The following is a 21,960-nucleotide window of genomic DNA, read 5'->3' on the forward strand; positions in this document are numbered from 1 at the left end:
CGGCGCTCAGGGGGTGGTCGAGCGCACCTCACCGTACGTCGCCATCGGTCCCGGGCGTGCTTCGAGGGCTCGCAGTGTGCCGCCGGCCAGCAGGAACTGCCCGGCGAGATACGTGAGCATGATCCAGAAGTCGGGCCGTGGGAGCTGGGGCCGGTCGGCGACGCCGGTCGCGATGAGCGTGTCCGAGAGGAGGAAGAGCGCGCCGCCGAGTCCGGTGAGCGCCCCGAACCGCACGGCCGACGCGCACGCCATGGTCGTGAGCAGGACGCTGTAGCCGGCGACGGGCACGCGCAGTCCGGCGGGCAGGTCCGGCCACAGGGCCACGACGGTGACGACGAGTGCGGTGGCGTAGGCGGGTGCGAGGAGGCCGACACGCGCGCGTGGGCTGCCGTACGCCTGGAAGAGCGCGAGGTAGCAGACGTGGCCCGCCGCGAAGGAGGCCATGCCGGCGAGGAAGGCGGGATCGGAGTCGGACAGCAGCAGGACGTCGCCGCCCCAGCCGCACAGAAGGGCGGCGACCAGGAGCCGGGGTGCCGCGGACGCGACGGAGTAGGCGGCCAGGAGGGGCATCAGAAAGGGCTTGGCGACGGCGTGCCCGGGAGCGAAGCCGGTGGCCAGGCAGGTGAGGTCGACGGCGGCGGCGAGGGCGAAGACCGCGAGGAGTGCGCGGCGGGTGCGGTGGGTTCCGTGGGCGCTCGGGATTCTCACGCGGGCACGGTTTCCTCGGCCGTCTCCGGTACCGGTGCCGGTGCCCAGCCCGGCCCCCTGAAGACCCGCCCCGCCCGCTCGCGCCAACTCCGTGCTTTCTTGACGTCCTTGATGATCGCTACGTACTCATGGGTGGCCACCTTGATCGGGTTGAACGTGTTGATGTTCTTGGTCAACCCGTAGACGGGCCGTTCGGTCTCGGCGACGAACGAGCCGAAGAGCCGGTCCCAGACGATGAGGATCCCGCCGAAGTTGCGGTCCAGGTAGCCGCCCTGGGAGGCGTGGTGGACGCGGTGGTGGGACGGGGTGTTGAGGACGAACTCGAACCAGCGGGGCATCTTGTCGATGCGTTCGGTGTGGATCCAGAACTGGTAGACGAGGTTCGCGGAGGAGCAGAAGGCGAGGGCGGCCGGGTGCACGCCGGCGGCGACGAGGGGGACGTAGAACGGCCAGACGGTCAGGGTGGTCCAGGGCTGGCGCAGCGCGGTGGTGAGGTTGAACCTCCGGCTGGAGTGGTGGACGACGTGGCAGGCCCACAGGATGCGGATGACGTGGTGGCCGCGGTGGGACCAGTAGTAGAAGAAGTCCTGCCCGAGCAGCATCAGGGGGACCGTCCACCACAGGACGGGGACGCGGAGCGGGGTGAGCTCGTACAGGGCCGTGTAGAGGGCCACGATCGGGATCTTCCACAGGAAGTCGAAGAAGAGGCTGCCCAGTCCCATGCCGATACTGGTGGCGGCGTCCTTCGTCTCGTAGCCGGCCGCGTCCTCGTCGGGATGGACGCGGACGCTGATCATCTCGATGACGGTGAGCAGGACGAAGGCGGGTATGGACCAGACCACGACGTCGGGGAGGTTCGGCATGCGTGCACCGTAGAACCGCCGGTCGGGCGCGGCTAGACGTTGTTACCCACAAGTATTACCGGTGGTACGCGCTTGCTTCTTGGCGATCTCCGCCAAGGGGTGTCAATAGGAGGTTGTTCCGGACCGCCTCCACGTCAACTGACCCCCGCCGCCCCCAACAACACCCCCACGCCGTACGTGACCCCCATCGCCAGCACCCCGCCCACCACGTTGCGCACCACCGCCCGCCCCGCAGCCGCCGACCCCAACCGTGCGCTGCTCCAGCCGGTCAGGACCAGCGCCGCCACCACCGACACCACCGTTACCGGGACCCGCCATCCCGACGGTGGCAGCACGATGGCGAGCAGGGGCAGCAACGCCCCCGCCGTGAACGCCAGGAAGCTCGCCCAGGCCGCATGCCAGGGGTTCGTGAGGGCGTCCGGGTCAATGCCGAGCTCCACGCGCGCGTGGGCCCGCAGTGCGTCACGTTCCGTCAGTTGTTCCGCCGCCTCACGGGCCACGTCGCGTGACAGCCCCCGTTCCTCCAGAAGTTCCGTCAACTCCTCCAGCTCGGCCTCCGGCTGTTCCCTCAACTCCCTTTTCTCCACCGCCAGCGCGGCCATCTCGGAGTCGCGCTGGGTCGACACGGACACGTACTCCCCGGCCGCCATGGACATCGAGCCGGCCAGCAGGCCCGCCAGACCCGCCGTCAGCAACGCCGCGCGGTCGCTCGTCGCGCCGGCCACGCCGACGACCAGTCCCGCCGTGGAGACGATGCCGTCGTTGGCGCCGAGGACGGCCGCGCGCAGCCAGTTGAGGCGGGCGCCGAGCGCGCCGCCGTGGGCCTCGTCGTGCGTCGGTTCGGTCATCTCCGGAGGATGGCACCCCGGTCGCCGCGAGCCGGGCACCGACGCCACGGTGAGGGACTGTCAGTCGCGGCCCGTATCCTCATTGACCATGCTCGAAGACCAGACGACCGCAGCGTCCTCCCCCACAACGTGGCCGGCCGTGTATCCGCAGGGATACGCGGTCGTCGACGTGGAGACCACCGGCCTGGCCCGGGACGACCGGATAATCTCCGCCGCCGTCTACCGGCTTGACGCGCGCGGCGAGGTCGAGGACCACTGGTACACGCTGGTCAATCCGGAGCGCGATCCCGGCCCGGTGTGGATCCATGGGCTCACGAGCGAGGCACTCGAAGGCGCGCCTCTCTTCCAGGACATCGCCGACGAGTTCTCGACCCGTCTCGACGGTCGCGTGCTCGTCGCGCACAACGCCGTCTTCGACTGGCAGATGATCGCCCGCGAGTACGCGCGCGCGGGACGGGTGCCGCCGGTGAGTCAGCGGCTGTGCACCATCGTCCTGTCCAAGGAGCTGGGGCTGCCGCTGCCCAACCACAAGCTGGAGTCGCTGGCGGCGCACTTCGGCGTCGTACAGCAGCGGGCGCACCATGCCCTCGACGACGCGCGCGTGCTCGCGGAGGCGTTCCGGCCGAGTCTGCGGGCGGCGGCCGCGCGAAGCGTGCGGCTGCCCCTGCACGAGTGCCGGCCGCTGACCGAGTGGACGGACCGGGCGGTGCCCAGGCAGTCGGCGGGCTACGGCAGTTACCGGCCGACGAGTTGGCGGCCCGCGCGCAGGCGGCCCGCGTGCCCCTACCCCAACCCGGGGCGCTACGAGGACGGCAGGCCGCTCAAGCAGGGCATGCGGATCGCGTTCTCCGGGGACACCTCGATCGAGCGCGACCTCCTGGAGGACCGGGCGGTCGAGGCCGGGCTGCATGTCGCCACCAGCATCTCCCGGCTGACCAGTCTGCTCGTGACGAACGACCCGGACTCGGGCACGTCCAAGGTGGTCAAGGCCCGGCAGTTCGGCACACCGGTCGTCGACGAGGCGGCCTTCGGGCAGCTTCTCAGGGATGTGGAGCCCGCGTCGGAGGGATGACCGTACGGACGGGGCGGACCGTACGGACGGGTGATTTGCCGTACGACTCGCCCCGCGCCGACCCGTCCGCGCGGTGCCGACGGCCCACCCTGTGGCGCATGGCGACTTGCGAAGTTTGCGGCAATAACTACGGCATGACCTTCGAGGTGCACGCACAGGGCGCGGTGCATGTCTTCGACTGCTTCTCCTGTGCGATCCACCGGATGGCCCCGATCTGCGAGCACTGTCGTGTGCAGATCATCGGGCAGGGTGTGGAGGTCGAGGGCCACTGGTTCTGCGGGGCGCACTGCGCCCGTGCGGAGGGAAGGGCGGGCATCGTCGACCGGGTCTGACCACACCCCTGTGCGAACACCCCACGGTCCGAGTTGTACGGTCGTGGGGTGTACCGCTTCCTGTTGTCCCGGCAGTGGGTGATCCTCACGCTGGTCGCCCTGCTCCTCATCCCCACGATGATCAGGCTGGGCATCTGGCAGATGCACCGCTACGAGGAGCGCACCGCCCGCAACCAGCTGGTCTCCGAGGCGATGTCCGCGAAGCCGGTGCCCGCGGAGCAGATGACCTCGCCGGGACACACCGTCACGACCCACGACCGGTATCGCAGCGTGACCGCGAAGGGTCACTTCGACACCGACGACGAGGTCGTGGTCCGGCGCCGCACCAACTCCGACGACGAGGTCGGGTACCACGTCCTGACCCCCTTCGTCCTGGACGACGGCAAGGTGCTGCTGGTCAACCGGGGGTGGATCCCCTCGGACGGCCCGACCCAGACCGCGTTCCCGAAGATCCCCGCTCCCCCGAAGGGTGAGATCACCGTCACGGGACGGCTGATGCCCGACGAGACGACCGCGGCGAGCGGCATCAAGAACCTCAAGGGACTGCCCGACCGGCAGGTCATGCTGATCAACAGCGAGCAGGAGGCCGAGCGGCTGGGCGCCACGGTGCTCGGCGGCTACATCGCCCAGACGGCACCCGAGCCGAAGGGCGACAGCCCGGAACTGATGGGCGCCAACCCGGGCAAGGAGGACGCCGCGCTGAACTACGCCTACGCCATCCAGTGGTGGCTGTTCGCCGTCGGCGTTCCGATCGGCTGGGTGGTCCTGGTGCGGCGGGAACTCCGCGACCGGCGGGAGAAGGCGGAGCAGGACAGCACGACGAGTGCGGAGCCGGCCGCGGTGTGACACCGGCACGGCCTTACGCCGACCGCGGTGTGACGCCGCCCCGGTCCCAGGCCCGACGGGGGTGTGACACCGGCCCGGCCCCCAGGCGGACCGCAGTGTCGTCGACCGGCCCCGCCCCACGTCAGCCACGGGGTGACGCCCCTCCCGCCCCCACACCGCCGGCCCCGCCGCCACCAGCCCCGTACCCCAGACCGCCGACCACAACGTGACCAGTGGCCCGGCCCACCGCACCGCCCATGTGCGCCCTCGCCCCGGCCTGGACGCACCCACCACAGCGTCCGCCTCACCGGCCCGGACGGCCCCCGTCCCGGTCCCGCCAATAGAGAAACGTGCGCTCCGGCTCGGGCAGCAGCTCCCACGGATGCGGGGTCATACGGCGGCCGATCCGCCGGAACACAGGCGCCGTGTCGGCCGGGCGGTGCGCGCGGACGAGTGCGAAGGCCAGGATGTTGAGGTCGGCGACGGCCTCGGCGTGCGGTGCGGCGGTGGTGTGGAACCAGTCAGTCAGGGCCGACTCGATCTCGGCGCCGGCCAGGGGTTCGTTCCAGTGGCTGTCGGCCCCGAGGGACGTCTGCCGTTGCCGGTGGGCGACGAGTTCGACGCGGGCCGCCACGGGGAGCAGGGCGAGGGGCGATCCGTGCGGGGCGCGGGCGGCACCCTGCCGGGCGAAGTCCATCATGTCGGCGACCGAGCCGTGACCGCGCGGGGACAGATAACTCAGCAACCGGTGGTAGGCGCCCCGGTGCCACGGGGCACGGGTGACGGCCTCGGTCCAGACGGGCACGGCGTCCCGGACCGGTACGGCGAGGGAGTGCATCAGGTCGAGGAGGGCCAGCCAGGGTGTCGGATCCTCGGGGCAGACGTCGGCGGCACGCAGACACGCCCGCTCGGCGTCCCGGACAGCGGCCCACCCGTCGGCCGGGACCCGCCGTACACACCGGACACAGGCCCACAACGCCAGCGCGTCCCCGTCTCCGGGCCGTTCGGTGATCCACCGCTCGGACACCGAGACCGGCAGCCGGTCCGCCAGTACGGACATCCGGTGCCACCGGCGATCCCAGTCCCGCCCCGTGTCCCGCAGCAGGTCGGCGACCGGCTGCCACAGTGGACGGCTGGAACCCGCGCCGAGGCCGTGCAGCTGAGGGGTGGGCCGGAGTTCGGTCAGCGTCGCGTGCAGCGCGTCGTCGTCGAGGGCGGGGTGGACCAGCAGGGCGGTACGGCGTCTGAACATCTCGGTCCCGAAAGGTGAGTGGGGCGGGCGGTGTGCCCGCCCCGTGGTCCACGACGGCGGCGTCAGCAGCACCGCCCCTGCGGGTGAGCCTCCCGGTGCCGGCTGCGCAGCACCTCGTACTCCCGTCGGGTCGGTACCGGTGCGAGCGGATGGTGGCGCAGATGCCGCTCGCGGTAGCGGTCGTACTCCGCCTCCCCGGTCAGCTCCCGCAGGTACCACCGGACGGCCCGCGCCCACCGCCGCGCCGTCACGGTCACCGTCACGAGCGCACTCCCACGAGCTCCTCACCGGCCTGCTCGGGCACATCGATCCGTGACTCGACGTACGGCGCCTCGGTGGTCGGTGACGCGCCCGGCGCCCGGACGGCCCGTGCGCACACCACGCCCGCGTTGACGATCACGACCGCGACCAGCAGCAGGAACACAGCGATCAGCACCCCGTCGACCGTGGAGTTGGTGACCACCGTGTGCATGTCGTCGAGCGTCTTGGCGGGCGCGAGCACCTGGCCCGCGTCGATGCCGTCCGCGTACTTGGCCCGCTGGGCGAAGAACCCGACCCGCGGGTCGTCGGAGAAGATCTTCTGCCAGCCCGCGGTGAACGTGATCGCGACCACCCAGGCCAGCGGGACCCCGGTGACCCACGCCCATCGCAGCTTCCCGGACTTGACGAGGACGGTGGTGCACACGGCCAGCGCGATCGCCGCCAGCAACTGGTTCGCGATGCCGAAGAGCGGGAAGAGCTGGTTGATTCCGCCCAGGGGGTCGGTGGCGCCGGTGTAGAGGAAGTAGCCCCAGGCCGCCACCACCAGAGCACTGCACAGCCAGATGCCCGGCTTCCAGTTGACCCGGCCGACCGGCTTCCACACGTTGCCGAGCATGTCCTGGAGCATGAAGCGGCCGACCCGCGTGCCCGCGTCCACCGTCGTCAGGATGAACAGCGCCTCGAACATGATCGCGAAGTGGTACCAGAAGGCCTTCATGGCGGTCCCGCCGAACACCCCGGAGAAGATCTCCGACATGCCGACCGCGAGGGTCGGGGCGCCTCCGGACCGGGCGATCAGCGACTGTTCCTCGACCGCCTTGGCTGCCTGGGTCAGCTGGTCGGGCGTGATGGTGAAGCCGAGGCCCGCCACCGCGTGCGAGGCCGACTGGGCTGTCGTCCCCAGCAGTCCCGCCGGGGCGTTCATCGCGTAGTACAGGCCGGGCTCCAGGGTCGCCGCCGCGATCAGCGCCATGATCGCGACGAAGGACTCCATCAGCATGGCGCCGTAACCGATGAGACGGACCTGCGACTCCTTCTCGATCAGCTTCGGTGTCGTACCGGAGGAGACCAGCGCGTGGAAGCCGGACAACGCGCCACAGGCGATGGTGATGAACAGGAAGGGGAACAGTGAGCCCGCGAACACCGGCCCCGCGCCCGAGGTGGCGAAGTCGCTCACCGCGTCCGCGCGCAGCACCGGGGCGGCGACCACGACCCCCACGGCCAGCAGCGCGATGGTGCCGATCTTCATGAAGGTGGAGAGGTAGTCGCGGGGGGCCAGGAGCATCCAGACCGGGAGGACCGACGCCACGAAGCCGTAGCCGACCAGGCAGAAGACCAGGGTCGTCGGGCTCAGGGTGAAGGCGGAGGCCAGCGAGGAGTTCTGGACCCAGCTGCCGCCGGCGATCGCGAGCAGCAGCAGCGCGACGCCGATGAAGCTGGTCTCCACGACCCGGCCGGGTCGGATGCGGTGCATCCAGAAGCCCATGAACAGGGCGATCGGGATGGTCATGGCGACGGAGAAGGTGCCCCACGGGGAGTGCGCCAGGGCGTTGACCACGACCAGGGCCAGCACACCCAGCAGGATGATCATGATCGCGAAGACCGCGACCAGCGCGGCCGCGCCGCCCGCCCGGCCGATCTCGTCCCGGGCCATCTGCCCGAGCGACGTGCCGTCCCGCCGCATGGACAGGAACAGCACGACCATGTCCTGCACGGCCCCCGCGAAGATCACTCCGGCGACGATCCACAGCGTGCCCGGCAGATATCCCATCTGGGCCGCCAGCACCGGGCCGACCAGCGGTCCGGCGCCCGCGATGGCCGCGAAGTGGTGGCCGAGGAGCACCCGCTTGTCGGTGGGCTGGAAGTCGACGCCGTCCTCCAGGCGTTCGGCCGGAGTGGCGCGACGGTCGTCCGGTTTCAGGACACGGCGGGCGATGAACCGGGAGTAGAAGCGGTAGGCGATCGCGTACGAGCCGAGCGCGGCGACGACCAGCCAGACCGCGGAGATCTTCTCGCCCCGGGCCAGCGCGAGCACGCCCCAGGCGACCGCGCCGAGCAGCGCGACGACACACCACAGCAAGATCGACCGGGGTGACATACGTGATTTTTCAGGCGCCTCGAGGGCAGGCTGAAGGACGGTTTCGGGCATGGCGGCTCCTCACCGGAAACGGTGGAACGGGAAAGACACGAAGACAGTCAGCGGCGATGTCGGTCGGTCAGCGCATACGCGGCGAGCAGGCACAGACCGCACCCCGGCACCCAGGCGAGCTGGTACCAGTAGAAGAACGGCGTGCCCGCCAGGCGCGGCTCCGCACCGGCGTACAGCGGAACCCACAGCAGTCCCGCGGTGGGTGCGAGAAGCAGTACGGCGATCGCGACGCGCCGTAGCCGGTGATGACCGGTCCGTGCCATGACCTGCGCTCCTCTCCTCATCGCTGTGGGTCTGTGCAAGAGTTGCCCACCTCCCCCGGACGGTTGACAGCGAATTCCGGGGAGATTTCCCGCCGATGTCGGTCATCCGAACCGGCGGCCCGCGCAACTTATGCGCGAGGGCACAGACACACCAAGGACGGTGACCATGGCCGACAGCGCCATGACCGCGACGTTCCTCGCCGTGATCGGCGGAGCGTCGCTGCTCGCCGTGACCGCGCGCCGTCTGCGTCCCAGCGACCGGCTGCCGTCCCTGGAGGGCTGGGCGCTGGCCGACCGCAGTCTGGGGCCGGTGTGGACCTGGCTGCTGCTCGGCGGCACGATCTTCACCGCGTACACCTTCACCGCCGTACCGGGACTGGCGTACGGCAACGGCGCGGCCGCCTTCTTCGCGGTGCCGTACACGGTGATCGTGTGCCCGATCGCCTTCGTGCTGCTCAGCCGTCTGGGCGAGGTGGCCCGCCGGCACGGCTACATCACCGCCGCCGACTTCGTGCGCGGCCGCTACGGCTCGCCGCCGCTGGCCCTGGTGGTCGCGCTGACGGGGATCCTCGCGACGATGCCCTACCTGGCGCTGCAACTGCTCGGGATACGGGCGGTGCTGACCGCGGGGGGCGTGTATCCGCGGGGCGCGACCGGTGACCTGGTGATGGTGGCGCTGTTCGCGGGCCTCGCGGTGGCCACCTACCGGCACGGGCTGCGGGCGCCGACCGTGATCTCCGCGCTCAAGGCGGTCGCCGTGTTCGTCTCGCTCACCGCCGTCACCTGGCTGGTCCTGGAACGGCTCGGCGGACCGGGCGCGGTGTTCGACGGGGCCGCCGAGCGCCTGGGCGGACCGGCCCTGCTCCTCTCGCCGCAGCAGCAGCCCGCCTACGCCACCCTCGCCCTCGGCTCGGCCCTCGCCCTGCTGATGTACCCGCACGTCCTGACCGCGGGTTTCGCCGCCGACGGCCCACGCACCCTGCGCAAGGTCGTCGTGGCCCTGCCCGCCTGGACGGGGCTGCTCGCGCTCTTCGGGTTCCTGGGCATCGCGGCACTCGCGGCCGGGGTGCGGGCACCGGAGGGCGGCGCCGAGACCGCCGTACCGATGCTGGTGGACCGGTTGATGCCGGGGCCGCTGGCCGGGCTGGTGTTCGGGGCGATCACCGTGGGGGCGCTGGTCCCGGCGGCGGTCATGTCGATCGCGGCGGCCACCAGTTTCGTGCGCAACGTCTACGTCGAGTACGTGCATCCGACGGCCACGCCCAAACGGCAGGTGCGGATCGCCAAGGCGGTGTCGCTGACGGCGAAGGTGGGCGCGGTGGCGTTCGTGTTCGGGCTGCGCGACCAGGACGCCGTCAACCTCCAACTCCTCGGCGGCGTCTGGATCCTGCAGATCTTCCCGGCCGTCGCCGTGGGCCTGTTCACCGGGCGGCTGCATCCGCGGGCGCTGCTCGCCGGGTGGGGCGCGGGCATGCTGGCCGGCACCTTCCTGGTCGTCCGCGAGGGGTTCTCCTCGCTCGGCAGCGGGCCCTTCCAGATCTACGCCGGTCTCGTCGCCCTCCTGCTCAACCTGACCGTCGCCCTGGCCGGAACCGCGGCCCTCGAACGGCTCGGCGTCCCGCGCGGCGCCGACCTGACCGACCTACCGTCGCGCCTGACCGTCAGGCGGCGCCCTGAGACGGGAGCGAACAACCCGTGAGACAGCATCTGAGACACGGCACCCCCGGGCCCGTCCCGCTCGCCCCGGCGGCGGCCGACCCGGCCGAGCTGGAGCGCGAGGCCGGGGTGGCCCGCCTGTTCGAGCTGCACTACGCCTCCATGCTCCGCCTCGCCGTGCTGCTCGGCGCCGACGACCCGGAGAACGTGGTCGCCGAGGCCTACTACCAGATCTACCGCAAGTGGCGGCGGCTGCGGGACTCCGAGGCCGCGGAGGCCTATCTGCGCTCCACCGTCTGCAATCTGACGCGGATGCGGATACGGCACCTCCAGGTCGCCCGCAGACACGTCGAGGCCCCGTCCACGGAACTCGTCGCCTCCGCCGAGAGCACCGCGCTCCTCCACGACGACCAGCGTGTCCTCGTCGACGCGCTCCAGCAGCTGCCCGCCCGGCAGCGTGAGGCGCTGGTGCTCAGGCACTGGCTCGGGCTGAAGGAGAGCGAGATCGCCTCGGCGATGGGCATCTCCGGCGGCTCCGTCAAGACCCACACGGCACGCGGCCTGGCCGCCCTGACCCAGGCGATGGAGGCCCGGCGATGATGAACGACGCGAGTCCGGACCGCACCGAGCGGGAACTCCAGGAGGCCCTGGCCGCGCTGGCGGGCGGGGTGCACGCGGCACCCGACGCCTATCGCACGGCACGCGGCGAGTGGCTGCGCCGCGAGCGCCGCCGACGGCTCGTCCTCGCCGTGCTCGTCGCGGTCGTGTTCGCGCTGGCGACGCTGATCGGTCTGTGGGTGCTGAACCAGACTCCGGCCCATCCGGGGGTGATCTTCTCCGGCACTGCGGCGTCACTCCCCCGGCCCCACCCCTGATTGCCGTCTCGACCGGCCGGGAACCCGCTCTCCGTGCACCCCCGTATCGAGGACTACGCCCTCATCGGCGACGAACAGACCGCCGCTCTGGTCGGCATGGACGGCTCCGTCGACTGGCTGTGCCTGCCCCGCTTCGACTCGGGGGCCTGTTTCGCGAGGCTGCTCGGCGACGAGGAGAACGGGCACTGGCGGATCGCTCCGGAGAACGCCGACCGGTGCACGAGGCGCGCCTACCGCCCCGGCACCCTCGTCCTGGACACCGAGTGGGAGACCGACGAGGGCGCGGTGCGCGTCACCGACCTGATGCCGCAGCGCGACCTGGCCCCCGACGTCGTACGCGTCGTGGAGGGGCTCCGCGGCCGGGTCACCGTGCGCAGCACGCTCCGGCTGCGCTTCGAGTACGGCTCGATCGTGCCCTGGATGCGCAGATCCGACGGTCAGCGGGTGGCCGTCGCGGGACCCGACGCGATGTGGCTGCGCAGCGAGCCCCCGGTACGCACCTGGGGCGAACACCTCGCGACGCGCTCGGAGTTCACCGTCGAGGAGGGCGAGAAGGTCGCCTTCGTCCTCACCTGGCACCCCTCCCACGAGCCGCGGCCCCCGCTGACCGACCCCTTCGAGGCGCTCGAGAGCAGCGTGGCCGACTGGCAGGCGTGGGCGGCGCGCTGCCGCTACGACGGCCCGCACCGGGACGCCGTGGTCCGTTCCCTGATCACTCTGAAGGCGCTCACCTACCGGCCGACCGGCGGCATCGTGGCCGCGGCCACGACCTCGCTGCCGGAGGAGATGGGCGGGGTGCGCAACTGGGACTACCGCTACTGCTGGCTACGCGACTCCACCCTTACCCTGGGCGCCCTGGTGCAGTGCGGTTATCTGGAGGAGGCCGAGGCCTGGCGGAACTGGCTGCTGCGCGCGGTGGCCGGCGACCCGGCGGACCTCCAGATCATGTACGGCCTCGCGGGAGAACGGCGGCTGCCGGAGTTCGAGCTGCCGTGGCTGTCCGGCTTCGGCGGTTCCAGACCGGTACGCATCGGCAACGCGGCCGTGAAACAGCTCCAACTGGACGTGTACGGCGAGGTCATGGACTCGCTGTCGCTGGCCCGGCGGGCGGGCCTGCCCGCCAAACCGCACATGTGGTCCCTGCAGAGTGTCCTGCTGGACTTTCTCCGGTCCTCCTGGCGGCAGCCGGACGAGGGACTGTGGGAGGTGCGCGGCGACCGCCGCGACTTCGTCCACTCGAAGGTCATGGTGTGGGTCGCCGCCGACCGCGCCGTGCGCGCCCTGGAGGCCTTCCCGGATCTGACCGGCGACCCGGACGGCTGGCGAGCGCTGCGCGACGAGGTGCACCGTGAGGTCTGCGAGAAGGGCTACGACCCCGAACGCAACACCTTCACCCAGTACTACGGCTCGCGCGCACTCGACGCGTCCCTGCTGCTGATCCCGCGCGTCGGCTTTCTGCCGCCCGACGACCCCCGTGTCGTCGGCACCGTAGACGCGGTCCGCACGGAGCTGGACCACGGCGGATTCGTCCGCCGGTACAGCGCCGACGAGACGACGGTGGACGGACTGCCGGGCAGCGAGGGCACCTTCGTGGTGTGCTCGTTCTGGCTCGCCGACGCGCTCCACATGACGGGCCGTACGAAGGAGGCGCGGGAACTCTTCGAACGGCTGCTGGGACTGGCCAACGACGTGGGGCTGCTGTCCGAGGAGTACGACCCCGTGGCCGGCGCCCAGCTCGGCAACTTCCCGCAGGCGTTCAGCCACATCGGACTGGTGAACACCGCCCTCACGCTGTACGGCGACGAGGAGGCAGGATAGGAGCCATGGATCTTGGACTGAAGGACCGTGTGTACGTCGTCACCGGAGCGACCCGGGGGCTGGGCAACGCGGCCGCGACTTCGCTGGTCGCGGACGGGGCGAAGGTCGTGGTGACCGGGCGGGAGGAGAAGAGTGCGCTCGCTGCGGCGGCGGAGCTGGGGCCGAACGCCGTGGGGGTGGCCGTCGACAACGCCGATCCCTCGGCGCCGGAGCGGTTGATCGCCGCCGCGCGGGAGCACTTCGGGGGCTTCGACGGGGTGCTGATCAGCGTGGGCGGACCGGCGCCCGGGTTCGTCGCCGACAACACGGACGAGCAGTGGCAGGCCGCGTTCGAGTCCGTGTTCATGGGCGCGGTACGGCTGGCCCGGGCGGCTGCGGCGGAGCTGGAGGCCGGAGGTGTCATCGGGTTCGTGCTCTCCGGGTCCGTGCATGAACCGATTCCGGGGCTGACGATTTCGAACGGGCTGCGGCCCGGCCTTGCCGGGTTCGCGAAGTCGCTCTCCGACGAACTGGGGCCCCGGGGAATTCGGGTGGTGGGGCTGCTGCCGTCCCGTATCGACACGGATCGGGTGCGGGAGCTGGATGCGTTGTCCGCGGATCCCGAGGCCACCCGAGCGGCGAACGAGTCCCGGATTCCTCTGCGGCGGTACGGGACGCCTGAGGAGTTCGGGCGGGCGGCGGCGTTCCTGCTGTCTCCTGCCGCCTCCTATCTGACCGGGGTCATGCTGCCTGTCGACGGGGGCATGCGGCACGGTTTCTAACTGACCCTTTCCGCCTTGTGCTTGACGGCGGTCATGCGGACCTCGGCCGGTAGCGAGTCGAGCCCCGCCGAGTTGCGGGCATGGGCCAGGGCCTCTTCCGTCAGGGTGTTCAGGGCTGTTCCCGGATCCACGTGCGGTTCCAGGTGGAGGCGTACGTGGGTCTCCGGGGCGTCCGGGCGGCCTTTCAGGCCTACCTGGGCCCGTTGCACACCGTCCAACTGGCCCGCGTCGCCTGCCAGTACGGCTTCCAGGGCCCGTCCCCTCAGCAGTGCGCCCTCGCCGTCGCCCGTGTTGACGCGTACCTCCGTGAGCCGGCGCCTGCGGAGGACCGCGGTCAGCCACCACAGGGTCAGCAGCACCACGAGTGCCAGTGCGGCGATGACGGTGGGCCACCACCAGCCCTCGCCGTCCCAGCGGGTGCGCTCCGCGTCGCTCAGCAGGACGTCCTTCTCGCCGTCGTGGATCCACCAGGAGGGCGGGTTCAGGCCGAGGCCGACGGCGAGTACCGAGCCGCCGACGACGAGCAGTACCAGCCCCACCAGGCCGATCAGTACGCGGTTGACGGTCCTGAGCATCGGCCTCAGCCCTTCTTCCTGGTCGTCCGCGCCACGTGCACCGACAGGGCGGGGGGCCGGGCCAGGCCCAGTGCCGTGATCGCCTCGGTGAGGGTCACGTCCAAGTCGGCGCGTACGTCGTCCAGTTCGCGGAAGTGGGAGACGGCGCGGACGTCGGCCTTCTTCCGGCGCATCCGTACGCGAGCGGACTGGACGCCGGCCACCTCCATGGCCCGGTCCCGCAGGACCATCGCGGCCGCGTCGCGGTGGAGGCCCGCCCGGACGTCCGGATGGGTGCGGCTCATCGGGAGGACGCCGCGCAGACCTGGTGTGGCGGCCAGGACGATCAGCCACAGGCCCAGGGCCGCGGCGACTCCGGCGCCCACCAGGACCCAGGTGTCGTCCAGGGGGCGTTCGGCGAGTTGCCGGGCGAGCTCGCGGCGCCAGTGCATGGCCGGCCGGTCGGCCCGGACGGCTGCGATGTCGTACAGGAAGATCCCCGCGACGAGCAGGAGCAGCAGGGCCACGATGCCCGCCGGGATCCTGCGCGCCGACCAGAAACGGCGTGCGCCGCCGCCCGCCCCGCCGTCCAGGACGGGTGGTGGTCCGTACGCGGCCGCCGACGCGGACTGGTCGCGCTGGTCCGGTGCCTTCTCGATGACCGGCAGCCGTTGTGTGGTGCCTTCGGAACCCTGGAGCTCGCTCATCGCGTCCTCCCCTGTGCCACGCCGTGCGCCTGTGCCTGATGCAGCCGCTCCACCTGGACGGCGACCTCCGACACCTCCATGCCCACCAACGCGACTACCCGCTCGACCACTTGCTGACGCACCTCGCGGCAACGCGCGCCGATGTCACAGGGGTAGTCGAGTTCGAGGTGCATGCGGATCCGGGCGACTCCGCGGTGGACGACGACCCCGGCGTACGGCGGCTGGGCCTCGGCGGGGAGCTGTCCGAGCGCCTCGCGGGCCGCCTGTCCCGCGACCTTCGCGACCACCCGGTCGGCGATCCTCGTCGCCCCCCGTTCGCCGGGCGGCACGGCGGTCGCGGTCAGGGGTCTGCGGACCTCGTCCGCCGCGCCTGCCTCACTGCTCACGGACGTCATCGCGGCCGGTCACGCCGGTCGTCACGGCTGCGGAAGAAGTCGCCGACCTCCAGGTCCCCCTCCAGGAACCTGCCGACGACGAAGCCGATGGCGCCCAGCGCCGCCACCAACAGGAAGGCGCCGAATCCGCCGAAATAACCTGCGAAGCCCAGCGCCATGCCGGCGATCATGCCGACCACGGCCATGCTCATCGCGCGCTCCCTAAAGGTCCCTGAAAGTGTGGTCGGCTACTGGAGCCGGGTCTCCGGCTCCTCGTCCTCTTCGTCGGGCAGCTTCACGTCGCTCACCGCGATGTTGACCTCGACGACCTCCAGGCCGGTCATCCGCTCCACCGCGGCGACGACGTTCTCCCGCACGGCCCTGGCCACGTCGGAGATCGAGACGCCGTAGTCGACGACGATCTCCAGGTCGAGCGCGGTCTGCACCTCGCCGACCTCCACCTTGACCCCGCGGGTGGCGGACTTCGAACCGCCGGGCACCCGGTCCCGTACCGCCCCGAAGGTGCGGCTCAGCCCGCTGCCCATGGCGTGGACGCCGAGGACGTCGCGTGCCGCGAGTCCGGCGATCTTCTCCACGACACCGTCGGCGATGGTGGTCCGCCCACGTGTCGCCGCGTCGCCTCCACCGCGCTTGGTGGTCTTCCGCGGCTGCACCGACGACTCCACCTCGGTGTTGCTCTGCGTCATGTCGGTCATGGCCATCACCCCTTTCGGTCATCCTCCTTCGACCACCGTATGCGCGGTTGCGCGATCGCGCGCCGGAGATGCGGCAGGCTGGGGTAATGACGGCGGAGCAGTGGGCACGGACGGTGCGGCATCAGCTGGGGCTGGGGCGGCTGCTGCCCCTGGGCGGGCCGCGCGACGGAGTGTGGATCTCCGAGGAGGTGGCTCAGGGAGTGCTGCGAGCCGCCGTGCGGGACCTACCGGATGTACGGCTCGGCGATGTGCGTATCGGCCTCGCCGATCCGGAGGACACGCACGAGCCCGCCGTACCGCCGCCGCCGAGCGCGCTGCCGCCCGGCCCGCTGCGGGTCTCGGCGGAGTTCGAGGCCACCCCCGCACGGCCGCTGCCGGTGACGGCGGAGCGGCTGCGCACGGCACTCGCCGGAGCGGCGCTGCTGCTGGGGCTGGAGCTCGGCGAGGTGGACCTGCGGGTGACGGCCCTCGTGGACGAGGACGCGGAACCGTCTCCCGTACGACAGCCCGAGCTGCCGCGTGCCGTGGCGGCGGGGCCGGGCGACGAGGCTCTCGCGGCCGGCGCCGCGCTGACGGTGCCCGGCGTGGACCGGCTGACCGGACTGCTCGGACGGCCGGTGCACATCGGGGACCGGGAGACCGGGGACGGCTCGCTTCCGCGCCGCCATGTCCGCGTCGAACTGGCGGTGGGCGCGGGCCGCCGGGCCCTGGACGTGGCCCGGGAGGTCCGCGCCGCCGTGGGAGAGGTGCTGCCGGACCGGCCGACGGTGGCCGTGCTGGTGACGGCCGTGGTGATCTAGGGCCGGCCCCGCGGATCATGGCGGCGCCGGGGCCCCGGCACGCGCGGCTCGGCCGGTCCGCACTGCTTTCTTCAGCCGGCCCGATCCGCCGACAGGCCTAGTCGCCGACTCCGGCGAGGTCACGCAGCCGGCGGGTCTGGGCCGCCCGCTCGGCGCCGCGCTGCTCGTCGTAGGTGCGGTCCTGGGCGCCCCGCAGCAGCGCCTTTGTCTCGATGACCGCGTCGCGGGGGGCGGACAGGAGTGCGCCCGCCAGGTCCTGCACGGCGCCGTCGAGCTGGTCGAGCGGTACGGCGAGGTTGGCGAGGCCGGTGTTCACCGCCTCCTCGGCCGTGACGACGCGCCCGGTGGCGCAGATCTCCAGCGCCCGGGCGTATCCGACGAGGCCCACCAGGGGGTGGGTGCCGGTGAGGTCGGGGACCAGGCCCAGGCTGGTCTCGCGCATGGCGAACTGCACGTCGTCGGCGACGACGCGCAGGTCACAGGCGAGGGCCAGCTGGAAGCCCGCCCCGATGGCATGCCCCTGCACGGCGGCGATGGACACGACGTCGCTTCGCCGCCACCAGGTGAAGCCTTCCTGGAACTGAGCGATGGCGGCGTCGAGTTCGGCGTCACCACTGCGGGCGAGGTCGATGAACGACGGCTCGCCCTCGATCCCCTCGGGCGTGAACATCTGCCGGTCGAGCCCGGCGGAGAAGGACTTGCCCTCGCCACGCAGCACCACGACCCGGACGGAGCCCGGCACCAGCCGGCCCGCCTCGGCGAGCGCTCGCCACAGAGCGGGGCTCTGGGCGTTGCGCTTGGCCGGGTTGGTCAGCGTCACCGTGGCGAGGGTGTCCTCGACGGTGAGCCGTACGCCGTCCTTGTCGAGCAGGGGAACGAGTTCCTGGCCATCCTGGCTGGACGTCGCCATGGGGCGCCTCCGATGAGTGCGGTCATCCTCCGTGCCGCAGGACGGCACAGCTAAGTGACTGCACAGTAACCACCCGGTCAGTCAGCCGACCGACCGGGTGGCCACCATCGAAGCCGATGGGCCGCCCGGTTCAGGACGATGCGGCCTTCTTGCCCCGCGTCGCTCCGCCACGCCCACGAAGCGTGACGCCCGATTCGCTGAGCATCCGGTGCACGAAGCCATACGAGCGGCCGGTTTCCTCGGCCAGTGCTCGAATGCTCGCACCGGAGTCGTACTTCTTCTTCAGGTCTGCCGCGAGCTTGTCGCGCGCGGCGCCGGTTACCCGGCTGCCCTTCTTCAGAGTCTCGGCCACCCGTGCCTCCTCATGGGAAGTGCGCTCTGGTCTCCTCATGATCACCCCTCCGGGGCGCGATGGCCACCCATTCGGCAAGGTCCGTAAGACAGGGTTTTGACGACAGGAGCGCATCCCCACAAGCGGAATCTGTAATTCCACCGAGAGCCGTTCGTACCGCCGAACGGGTTCCTTTGTGAAATACCAGGTCAGCGACGTACGACGGCCGAGCCCTTGTCGATAAAGGACTCGGCCGTGAAATCGATGTAGGACACACCTCGGTACGAGGAGATCTCACACAGATGATGGATCACCGGTGGGCCGAATGATCCATACGCCGTGGATCACGCCGTGGATCACGCTTTCGATCAAGCGGCACTTACTCAGGCGAGGGCCACGAGATCCGCGTAGTCGGCGCCCCACAGATCCTCGACGCCGTCCGGCAGCAGGATGATCCGCTCCGGCTGGAGCGCCTCGACGGCGCCCTCGTCGTGGGTCACCAGGACGACCGCGCCCTGGTAGGTGCGCAGCGCGCCGAGGATCTCCTCGCGGCTTGCCGGGTCGAGGTTGTTGGTGGGCTCGTCGAGGAGCAGGACGTTCGCCGAGGAGACGACCAGGGTGGCGAGCGCGAGGCGGGTCTTCTCGCCGCCGGAGAGGACTCCGGCCGGCTTGTCGACGTCGTCGCCGGAGAAGAGGAACGAGCCGAGCGTCTTGCGCACCTCGACGAGGTCGAGGTCCGGGGCCGCCGAGCGCATGTTCTCCAGGACCGTGCGCTCGGGGTCGAGGGTCTCGTGCTCCTGGGCGTAGTAGCCGAGCTTGAGGCCGTGGCCGGGCACGACCGCACCGGTGTCCGGCTGCTCGGTCCCGGCCAGCAGGCGCAGCAGGGTGGTCTTGCCCGCGCCGTTGAGGCCCAGGATGACCACGCGTGAACCCTTGTCGATGGCCAGGTCGACGTCGGTGAAGATCTCCAGCGAGCCGTACGACTTCGACAGGCCCTCCGCCATCAGCGGGGTCTTGCCGCAGGGCGCGGGCTCGGGGAAGCGCAGCTTGGCGACCTTGTCCTGCTGGCGCACCGCGTCGAGGCCGGCGAGCAGCCGGTCGGCGCGCTTGGCCATGTTCTGCGCGGCGACCGTCTTGGTGGCCTTGGCGCGCATCTTGTCGGCCTGCGAGTGCAGGGCCGCGGCCTTCTTCTCGGCGTTCTGCCGCTCGCGCTTGCGGCGCTTCTCGTCGGCCTCGCGCTGCTGCTGGTAGAGCTTCCAGCCCATGTTGTAGACGTCGATCTGGGCGCGGTTGGCGTCCAGGTAGAACACCTTGTTGACGACCGTCTCGACCAGGTCGACGTCGTGGGAGATCACGATGAAGCCGCCGCGGTAGGACTTGAGGTAGTCGCGCAGCCAGATGATCGAGTCGGCGTCGAGGTGGTTGGTCGGCTCGTCGAGGAGCAGGGTGTCGGCGTCGGAGAAGAGGATCCGGGCCAGTTCGATACGGCGGCGCTGACCACCGGAGAGGGTGTGCAGCGGCTGGCCGAGCACCCGGTCGGGGAGGTTCAGCGCGGCGGCGATGGTGGCGGCCTCTGCCTCGGCGGAGTACCCGCCCTTGGTGAGGAACTCCGTCTCCTGGCGCTCGTACTGCCTGAGCGCCTTCTCCCGGGTGGCGCCCTGGCCGTTGGCGATGCGCTGTTCGTTGTCGCGCATCTTCTTCAGCAGTACGTCGAGGCCGCGCGCGGAGAGGATGCGGTCGCGGGCGAGCACGTCGAGGTCGCCGGTGCGGGGGTCCTGGGGGAGGTAGCCGACCTCGCCGGAGCGGGTGATCTGCCCCGCGGCCGGGATGCCCTCGCCGGCCAGGCACTTGGTGAGGGTGGTCTTCCCCGCGCCGTTACGGCCGACCAGGCCGATGCGGTCGCCCTTGGCGACCCGGAAGGTGGCGGACTCGATGAGGACTCGGGCGCCGGCGCGCAGCTCGATACCGGAGGCGGAGATCACGGACAGACTCCAGGGCGGATTCGGGATTGACGGATGGGCGGCTGAGGACGTTCCCGCCGTCTAATGCGCGAGGAGAATGGCCATGGGCCAAGTCTAACGGGGGCGTGCAAGCACTTTTGTGGGTTCGGGTGTTGGGTTGGTCTCGCTCCGGGGCGGTCCGTGGTTGCCGTCGGGCCGTTGTCAGTGGTCGCTGCGAGACTTGTCGGGAGAGTGGATTGCCGGCATGAGCCGGTTTCCGATCCGGCGTTTGATCACAAGGGAGTGATCGGCATGGCAGGCACGAGCGGTGGGCGTCCGAGCATCTATCCGACGCTGCTGTACGCCGACGCGAAGGCGGCGATCAAGCAGCTGACCGAGGCCTTCGGGTTCACCGAGTTGTCGGTGTACGAGGGCGAGGACGGCTCGGTGCTCCACGCCGAGCTGGTGCAGGGCAACGGCGCGGTGATGCTCGGCTCGAAGGGCCGCGGCGGCGTCTTCGACGCGGCGATGAAGGACGCGGGCACGAGCGGGGTGTACGTCGTCGTGGACGACGTCGACGCACACCACCGCCACGCCGTGGAGCACGGCGCGGAGATCCTGATGCCCCCGACGGACCAGGAATACGGCTCCCGGGACTACATGGCCAGGGACGCCGAGGGCAATGTGTGGAGCTTCGGGACGTACGCCCCGGAGATCCACGCCTGACTCATCCGCCGGTGTGCACCTGGAAGGCCGCGCGGCGTACGGCCTTGGCGAGAGCCGGGTCGGGGTGGGCGGCGGCGAGGGCGACCAGGACCTGCACGGTGCGCGGGTGACCGACGGCCCGGACCTCGTCGAGCAGTCGGGGGACGGTCGGCTGGAGGGCGGACTCCAGGTGCCGCACCAGCATCGGGGCCTCACCGTGGTCGGCGACGGCGGCCGCGGTGTCGACCCACAGCCAGGTGGCCTCTTCCCGGGTGAGCACCTCGTGCGCGTCCTCCGGGTCGATCCCGTCGTGCTCGGCCAGCCACAGCAGGGCGTACGGCCGCAGGGTGGGCTCGTCGGCCACGGAGCGGACGTCGGGCTCGGCCGGGGCGCCGACGACGCGCAGGGCCTCGAAGGCGAGGCCGCGCAGCAGGGCGTCGTCGCCGCGGGCGGCGCCGAGCAGTTCGGTGACGGCACTGCCGACGGGACGGGCCGCGAGCCAGGCGCGGTACTCGGCGCGGGCCGCGTTGGGGCGCAGCTGGGCGCAGCCGCGCAGCATCTCCTCGGCGGCGACCTCGATGTTGCCGGCGGGGCTCTGCGCGGCGACGCAGATCTGCTCCAGCTTGACCCACACCGCCCAGTTGCCGAGCGGGGTGAGAGTGGCCTGGCCGTCGCCGTAGGTCAGGGCGCCGACGGAGGCGAGGGCACGCAGGGCCCAGTCGAGAAGCGGGGCGAGGGGGGCGTCGGCCGCCTCGGGCTCCTCCACGGGCTCCGGCTGGGGACCGTAGGGGATCTCGCAGCGCTCGGTGCGCAGTTCGGTGACGCGCTGCTCCAGGAGGTCCAGGAGCTGCTCGACCGGGACGGGGCCGGCCGACAGCTGGAGGAAGGAGAGCACCTGCGGCATGGCCGAGACGACCTCGGCGACGGCGGAGGGCTCGCGGTCGGTGGGTTCCGGGGAGGCGAGGGACCAGGCGTCGAAGAGAGCGACCCAGCCGCGCAGTACGGCGCTGTCGTCGCGGTTCCAGGCGCGCAGCCGCCAGCCCGGGCGCGCGCTGTCGCCGTGCACCTCGATCAGACCGGCGAGGCGGGCGGTGTCCCAGGCCGCGCGGACCTGAGCCGCGGTCAGGCCGAGGTCCCCGGCCGCGCGTCCGGCCGTCTCGTCGGAGAGGGTGCCCTTGCCGTCGGCGCCCGGGCCGTCCCTGCCGGGGCCCAGGGCGCCGTCGGCCCAGCGCGCGACGCG

Annotated in this window: 26 protein-coding genes; 10 read left to right on the forward strand and 16 right to left on the reverse strand. The window is 71.4% G+C overall.

The genetic code is table 11. The features are described 5' to 3' along the window. Nucleotides 1-6 precede the first annotated feature (6 nt). The 3 genes from BFN33_RS47415 to BFN33_RS47425 all read right to left on the reverse strand — a co-directional run bounded on the left by BFN33_RS47415 (nucleotide 7) and on the right by BFN33_RS47425 (nucleotide 2,419). Nucleotides 7-708, reverse strand: coding sequence for a lysoplasmalogenase (locus BFN33_RS47415; RefSeq protein WP_069766433.1), 702 nt, complete (start codon nucleotides 706-708; stop codon nucleotides 7-9). Next, nucleotides 705-1,571: a sterol desaturase family protein gene (locus tag BFN33_RS47420; RefSeq protein WP_069766434.1), complete on the reverse strand. Its 867-nt coding sequence runs from the start codon at nucleotides 1,569-1,571 to the stop codon at nucleotides 705-707. Before BFN33_RS47420 ends, BFN33_RS47415 begins: the two co-directional genes overlap by 4 nt. Before the next feature lie 134 nt (nucleotides 1,572-1,705). Further along, complete coding sequence (locus BFN33_RS47425) at nucleotides 1,706-2,419, reverse strand: VIT family protein (protein WP_069766435.1); 714 nt, start codon at nucleotides 2,417-2,419, stop codon at nucleotides 1,706-1,708. Nucleotides 2,420-2,507: 88 nt separating this feature from the next. On the opposite strand from BFN33_RS47425, the gene BFN33_RS47430 reads away from it, so the two are divergent. The 3 genes from BFN33_RS47430 to BFN33_RS47440 all read left to right on the forward strand — a co-directional run bounded on the left by BFN33_RS47430 (nucleotide 2,508) and on the right by BFN33_RS47440 (nucleotide 4,669). Further along, nucleotides 2,508-3,491: a DEDDh family exonuclease gene (locus BFN33_RS47430; protein ID WP_069766436.1), complete on the forward strand. Its 984-nt coding sequence runs from the start codon at nucleotides 2,508-2,510 to the stop codon at nucleotides 3,489-3,491. A gap of 98 nt (nucleotides 3,492-3,589) precedes the next feature. Then, on the forward strand, nucleotides 3,590-3,823 hold the full coding sequence (locus BFN33_RS47435) for a hypothetical protein (RefSeq protein WP_079141422.1): 234 nt from the start codon (nucleotides 3,590-3,592) through the stop codon (nucleotides 3,821-3,823). Nucleotides 3,824-3,871: 48 nt separating this feature from the next. Further along, nucleotides 3,872-4,669 carry an SURF1 family protein gene (locus tag BFN33_RS47440; protein ID WP_069766437.1) on the forward strand — a complete coding sequence of 266 codons (798 nt, stop codon included), beginning with the start codon at nucleotides 3,872-3,874 and terminating at the stop codon, nucleotides 4,667-4,669. A 283-nt stretch (nucleotides 4,670-4,952) separates the two neighbouring features. Here the strand turns inward: BFN33_RS47440 and BFN33_RS47445 are convergent, their stop codons facing one another. The 4 genes from BFN33_RS47445 to BFN33_RS47460 all read right to left on the reverse strand — a co-directional run bounded on the left by BFN33_RS47445 (nucleotide 4,953) and on the right by BFN33_RS47460 (nucleotide 8,573). After that, complete coding sequence (locus BFN33_RS47445; protein WP_069766438.1) at nucleotides 4,953-5,900, reverse strand: hypothetical protein; 948 nt, start codon at nucleotides 5,898-5,900, stop codon at nucleotides 4,953-4,955. Nucleotides 5,901-5,962: 62 nt separating this feature from the next. Next, nucleotides 5,963-6,151 (reverse strand): YbdD/YjiX family protein, encoded by a 189-nt coding sequence (locus BFN33_RS47450; protein WP_069766455.1) that lies wholly within the window; start codon nucleotides 6,149-6,151, stop codon nucleotides 5,963-5,965. Nucleotides 6,152-6,159: 8 nt separating this feature from the next. Continuing rightward, the gene (locus tag BFN33_RS47455) at nucleotides 6,160-8,259 is read right to left on the reverse strand and encodes a carbon starvation CstA family protein (RefSeq protein WP_256123082.1); all 2,100 of its coding nucleotides are present in this window, start codon (nucleotides 8,257-8,259) and stop codon (nucleotides 6,160-6,162) included. Between the two features lie 98 nt (nucleotides 8,260-8,357). Continuing rightward, nucleotides 8,358-8,573 (reverse strand): DUF3311 domain-containing protein, encoded by a 216-nt coding sequence (locus BFN33_RS47460; protein ID WP_069766440.1) that lies wholly within the window; start codon nucleotides 8,571-8,573, stop codon nucleotides 8,358-8,360. A 166-nt stretch (nucleotides 8,574-8,739) separates the two neighbouring features. Here BFN33_RS47460 and BFN33_RS47465 point away from each other — a divergent pair, with 166 nt between their 5' ends. From BFN33_RS47465 to BFN33_RS47485, 5 genes are read left to right on the forward strand one after another with little or no spacing between them, the layout of a single operon-like run. Then, nucleotides 8,740-10,272, forward strand: a complete 1,533-nt coding sequence (locus BFN33_RS47465; protein ID WP_069766441.1) for a sodium:solute symporter — start codon at nucleotides 8,740-8,742, stop codon at nucleotides 10,270-10,272. After that, entirely contained in the window at nucleotides 10,269-10,829 is a 561-nt protein-coding gene (locus tag BFN33_RS47470) for a sigma-70 family RNA polymerase sigma factor (RefSeq protein WP_069766442.1), read from the forward strand. The genes BFN33_RS47465 and BFN33_RS47470 overlap by 4 nt, the downstream gene beginning before the upstream one ends. Then, nucleotides 10,829-11,104, forward strand: a complete 276-nt coding sequence (locus BFN33_RS47475) for a hypothetical protein (protein WP_069766456.1) — start codon at nucleotides 10,829-10,831, stop codon at nucleotides 11,102-11,104. Before BFN33_RS47470 ends, BFN33_RS47475 begins: the two co-directional genes overlap by 1 nt. Before the next feature lie 33 nt (nucleotides 11,105-11,137). Continuing rightward, entirely contained in the window at nucleotides 11,138-12,922 is a 1,785-nt protein-coding gene (locus BFN33_RS47480; protein ID WP_069766443.1) for a glycoside hydrolase family 15 protein, read from the forward strand. A gap of 5 nt (nucleotides 12,923-12,927) precedes the next feature. Next, nucleotides 12,928-13,683 (forward strand): SDR family oxidoreductase, encoded by a 756-nt coding sequence (locus BFN33_RS47485; protein ID WP_069766444.1) that lies wholly within the window; start codon nucleotides 12,928-12,930, stop codon nucleotides 13,681-13,683. Here BFN33_RS47485 and amaP read toward each other — a convergent pair. From amaP to BFN33_RS47510, 5 genes are read right to left on the reverse strand one after another with little or no spacing between them, the layout of a single operon-like run. Further along, nucleotides 13,680-14,258, reverse strand: a complete 579-nt coding sequence (amaP, locus tag BFN33_RS47490; RefSeq protein ID WP_069766445.1) for an alkaline shock response membrane anchor protein AmaP — start codon at nucleotides 14,256-14,258, stop codon at nucleotides 13,680-13,682. The genes BFN33_RS47485 and amaP overlap by 4 nt on opposite strands. Nucleotides 14,259-14,263: 5 nt before the next feature. Further along, a complete protein-coding gene (locus tag BFN33_RS47495; protein WP_069766446.1) occupies nucleotides 14,264-14,944 on the reverse strand; it encodes a DUF6286 domain-containing protein in 681 nt (226 codons plus the stop codon). After that, the gene (locus tag BFN33_RS47500; protein WP_069766447.1) at nucleotides 14,941-15,339 is read right to left on the reverse strand and encodes an Asp23/Gls24 family envelope stress response protein; all 399 of its coding nucleotides are present in this window, start codon (nucleotides 15,337-15,339) and stop codon (nucleotides 14,941-14,943) included. Before BFN33_RS47500 ends, BFN33_RS47495 begins: the two co-directional genes overlap by 4 nt. Beyond that, nucleotides 15,336-15,530 carry a hypothetical protein gene (locus BFN33_RS47505; RefSeq protein WP_069766448.1) on the reverse strand — a complete coding sequence of 65 codons (195 nt, stop codon included), beginning with the start codon at nucleotides 15,528-15,530 and terminating at the stop codon, nucleotides 15,336-15,338. Before BFN33_RS47505 ends, BFN33_RS47500 begins: the two co-directional genes overlap by 4 nt. Before the next feature lie 36 nt (nucleotides 15,531-15,566). Next, nucleotides 15,567-16,034, reverse strand: coding sequence for an Asp23/Gls24 family envelope stress response protein (locus tag BFN33_RS47510; protein ID WP_069766457.1), 468 nt, complete (start codon nucleotides 16,032-16,034; stop codon nucleotides 15,567-15,569). 86 nt (nucleotides 16,035-16,120) lie between these two features. Between BFN33_RS47510 and BFN33_RS47515 the strand changes: the two genes are divergently transcribed. Continuing rightward, complete coding sequence (locus BFN33_RS47515; RefSeq protein WP_069766449.1) at nucleotides 16,121-16,834, forward strand: nucleopolyhedrovirus P10 family protein; 714 nt, start codon at nucleotides 16,121-16,123, stop codon at nucleotides 16,832-16,834. Between the two features lie 97 nt (nucleotides 16,835-16,931). On the opposite strand, the gene BFN33_RS47520 is transcribed toward BFN33_RS47515, so the two are convergent. From BFN33_RS47520 to BFN33_RS47530, 3 genes are all read right to left on the reverse strand, one after another. Next, on the reverse strand, nucleotides 16,932-17,744 hold the full coding sequence (locus tag BFN33_RS47520) for an enoyl-CoA hydratase/isomerase family protein (protein ID WP_069766450.1): 813 nt from the start codon (nucleotides 17,742-17,744) through the stop codon (nucleotides 16,932-16,934). A gap of 130 nt (nucleotides 17,745-17,874) precedes the next feature. After that, nucleotides 17,875-18,096, reverse strand: a complete 222-nt coding sequence (locus BFN33_RS47525; RefSeq protein ID WP_004002281.1) for a helix-turn-helix domain-containing protein — start codon at nucleotides 18,094-18,096, stop codon at nucleotides 17,875-17,877. Nucleotides 18,097-18,458: 362 nt separating this feature from the next. Next, complete coding sequence (locus BFN33_RS47530; RefSeq protein WP_069766451.1) at nucleotides 18,459-20,057, reverse strand: ABC-F family ATP-binding cassette domain-containing protein; 1,599 nt, start codon at nucleotides 20,055-20,057, stop codon at nucleotides 18,459-18,461. A gap of 270 nt (nucleotides 20,058-20,327) precedes the next feature. Here BFN33_RS47530 and BFN33_RS47535 point away from each other — a divergent pair, with 270 nt between their 5' ends. Next, nucleotides 20,328-20,741 (forward strand): VOC family protein, encoded by a 414-nt coding sequence (locus BFN33_RS47535; protein WP_069766458.1) that lies wholly within the window; start codon nucleotides 20,328-20,330, stop codon nucleotides 20,739-20,741. A gap of 1 nt (nucleotide 20,742) precedes the next feature. Here the strand turns inward: BFN33_RS47535 and BFN33_RS47540 are convergent. Continuing rightward, nucleotides 20,743-21,960: hypothetical protein (locus tag BFN33_RS47540; RefSeq protein ID WP_069766452.1), on the reverse strand; the 1,218-nt coding region annotated here is incomplete at its 5' end.

Source organism: Streptomyces sp. LUP47B (genome assembly GCF_001746295.1).
Lineage (GTDB): Bacteria > Actinomycetota > Actinomycetes > Streptomycetales > Streptomycetaceae > Streptomyces.

Bases quoted from the DNA above. Each gene is read 5' to 3' on its own strand.
- BFN33_RS47515 (WP_069766449.1), top strand. From the start codon at position 16,121: ATGACGGCGGAGCAGTGGGCACGGACGGTGCGGCATCAGCTGGGGCTG.
- BFN33_RS47425 (WP_069766435.1), bottom strand. From the start codon at position 2,419: ATGACCGAACCGACGCACGACGAGGCCCACGGCGGCGCGCTCGGCGCC.
- BFN33_RS47510 (WP_069766457.1), bottom strand. From the start codon at position 16,034: ATGACCGACATGACGCAGAGCAACACCGAGGTGGAGTCGTCGGTGCAG.
- BFN33_RS47445 (WP_069766438.1), bottom strand. From the start codon at position 5,900: ATGTTCAGACGCCGTACCGCCCTGCTGGTCCACCCCGCCCTCGACGAC.
- BFN33_RS47495 (WP_069766446.1), bottom strand. From the start codon at position 14,944: ATGAGCGAGCTCCAGGGTTCCGAAGGCACCACACAACGGCTGCCGGTC.
- amaP (WP_069766445.1), bottom strand. From the start codon at position 14,258: ATGCTCAGGACCGTCAACCGCGTACTGATCGGCCTGGTGGGGCTGGTA.
- BFN33_RS47460 (WP_069766440.1), bottom strand. From the start codon at position 8,573: ATGGCACGGACCGGTCATCACCGGCTACGGCGCGTCGCGATCGCCGTA.
- BFN33_RS47475 (WP_069766456.1), top strand. From the start codon at position 10,829: ATGAACGACGCGAGTCCGGACCGCACCGAGCGGGAACTCCAGGAGGCC.
- BFN33_RS47420 (WP_069766434.1), bottom strand. From the start codon at position 1,571: ATGCCGAACCTCCCCGACGTCGTGGTCTGGTCCATACCCGCCTTCGTC.
- BFN33_RS47500 (WP_069766447.1), bottom strand. From the start codon at position 15,339: ATGACGTCCGTGAGCAGTGAGGCAGGCGCGGCGGACGAGGTCCGCAGA.
- BFN33_RS47430 (WP_069766436.1), top strand. From the start codon at position 2,508: ATGCTCGAAGACCAGACGACCGCAGCGTCCTCCCCCACAACGTGGCCG.
- BFN33_RS47455 (WP_256123082.1), bottom strand. From the start codon at position 8,259: ATGTCACCCCGGTCGATCTTGCTGTGGTGTGTCGTCGCGCTGCTCGGC.
- BFN33_RS47435 (WP_079141422.1), top strand. From the start codon at position 3,590: ATGGCGACTTGCGAAGTTTGCGGCAATAACTACGGCATGACCTTCGAG.
- BFN33_RS47535 (WP_069766458.1), top strand. From the start codon at position 20,328: ATGGCAGGCACGAGCGGTGGGCGTCCGAGCATCTATCCGACGCTGCTG.
- BFN33_RS47520 (WP_069766450.1), bottom strand. From the start codon at position 17,744: ATGGCGACGTCCAGCCAGGATGGCCAGGAACTCGTTCCCCTGCTCGAC.
- BFN33_RS47485 (WP_069766444.1), top strand. From the start codon at position 12,928: ATGGATCTTGGACTGAAGGACCGTGTGTACGTCGTCACCGGAGCGACC.
- BFN33_RS47465 (WP_069766441.1), top strand. From the start codon at position 8,740: ATGGCCGACAGCGCCATGACCGCGACGTTCCTCGCCGTGATCGGCGGA.
- BFN33_RS47505 (WP_069766448.1), bottom strand. From the start codon at position 15,530: ATGAGCATGGCCGTGGTCGGCATGATCGCCGGCATGGCGCTGGGCTTC.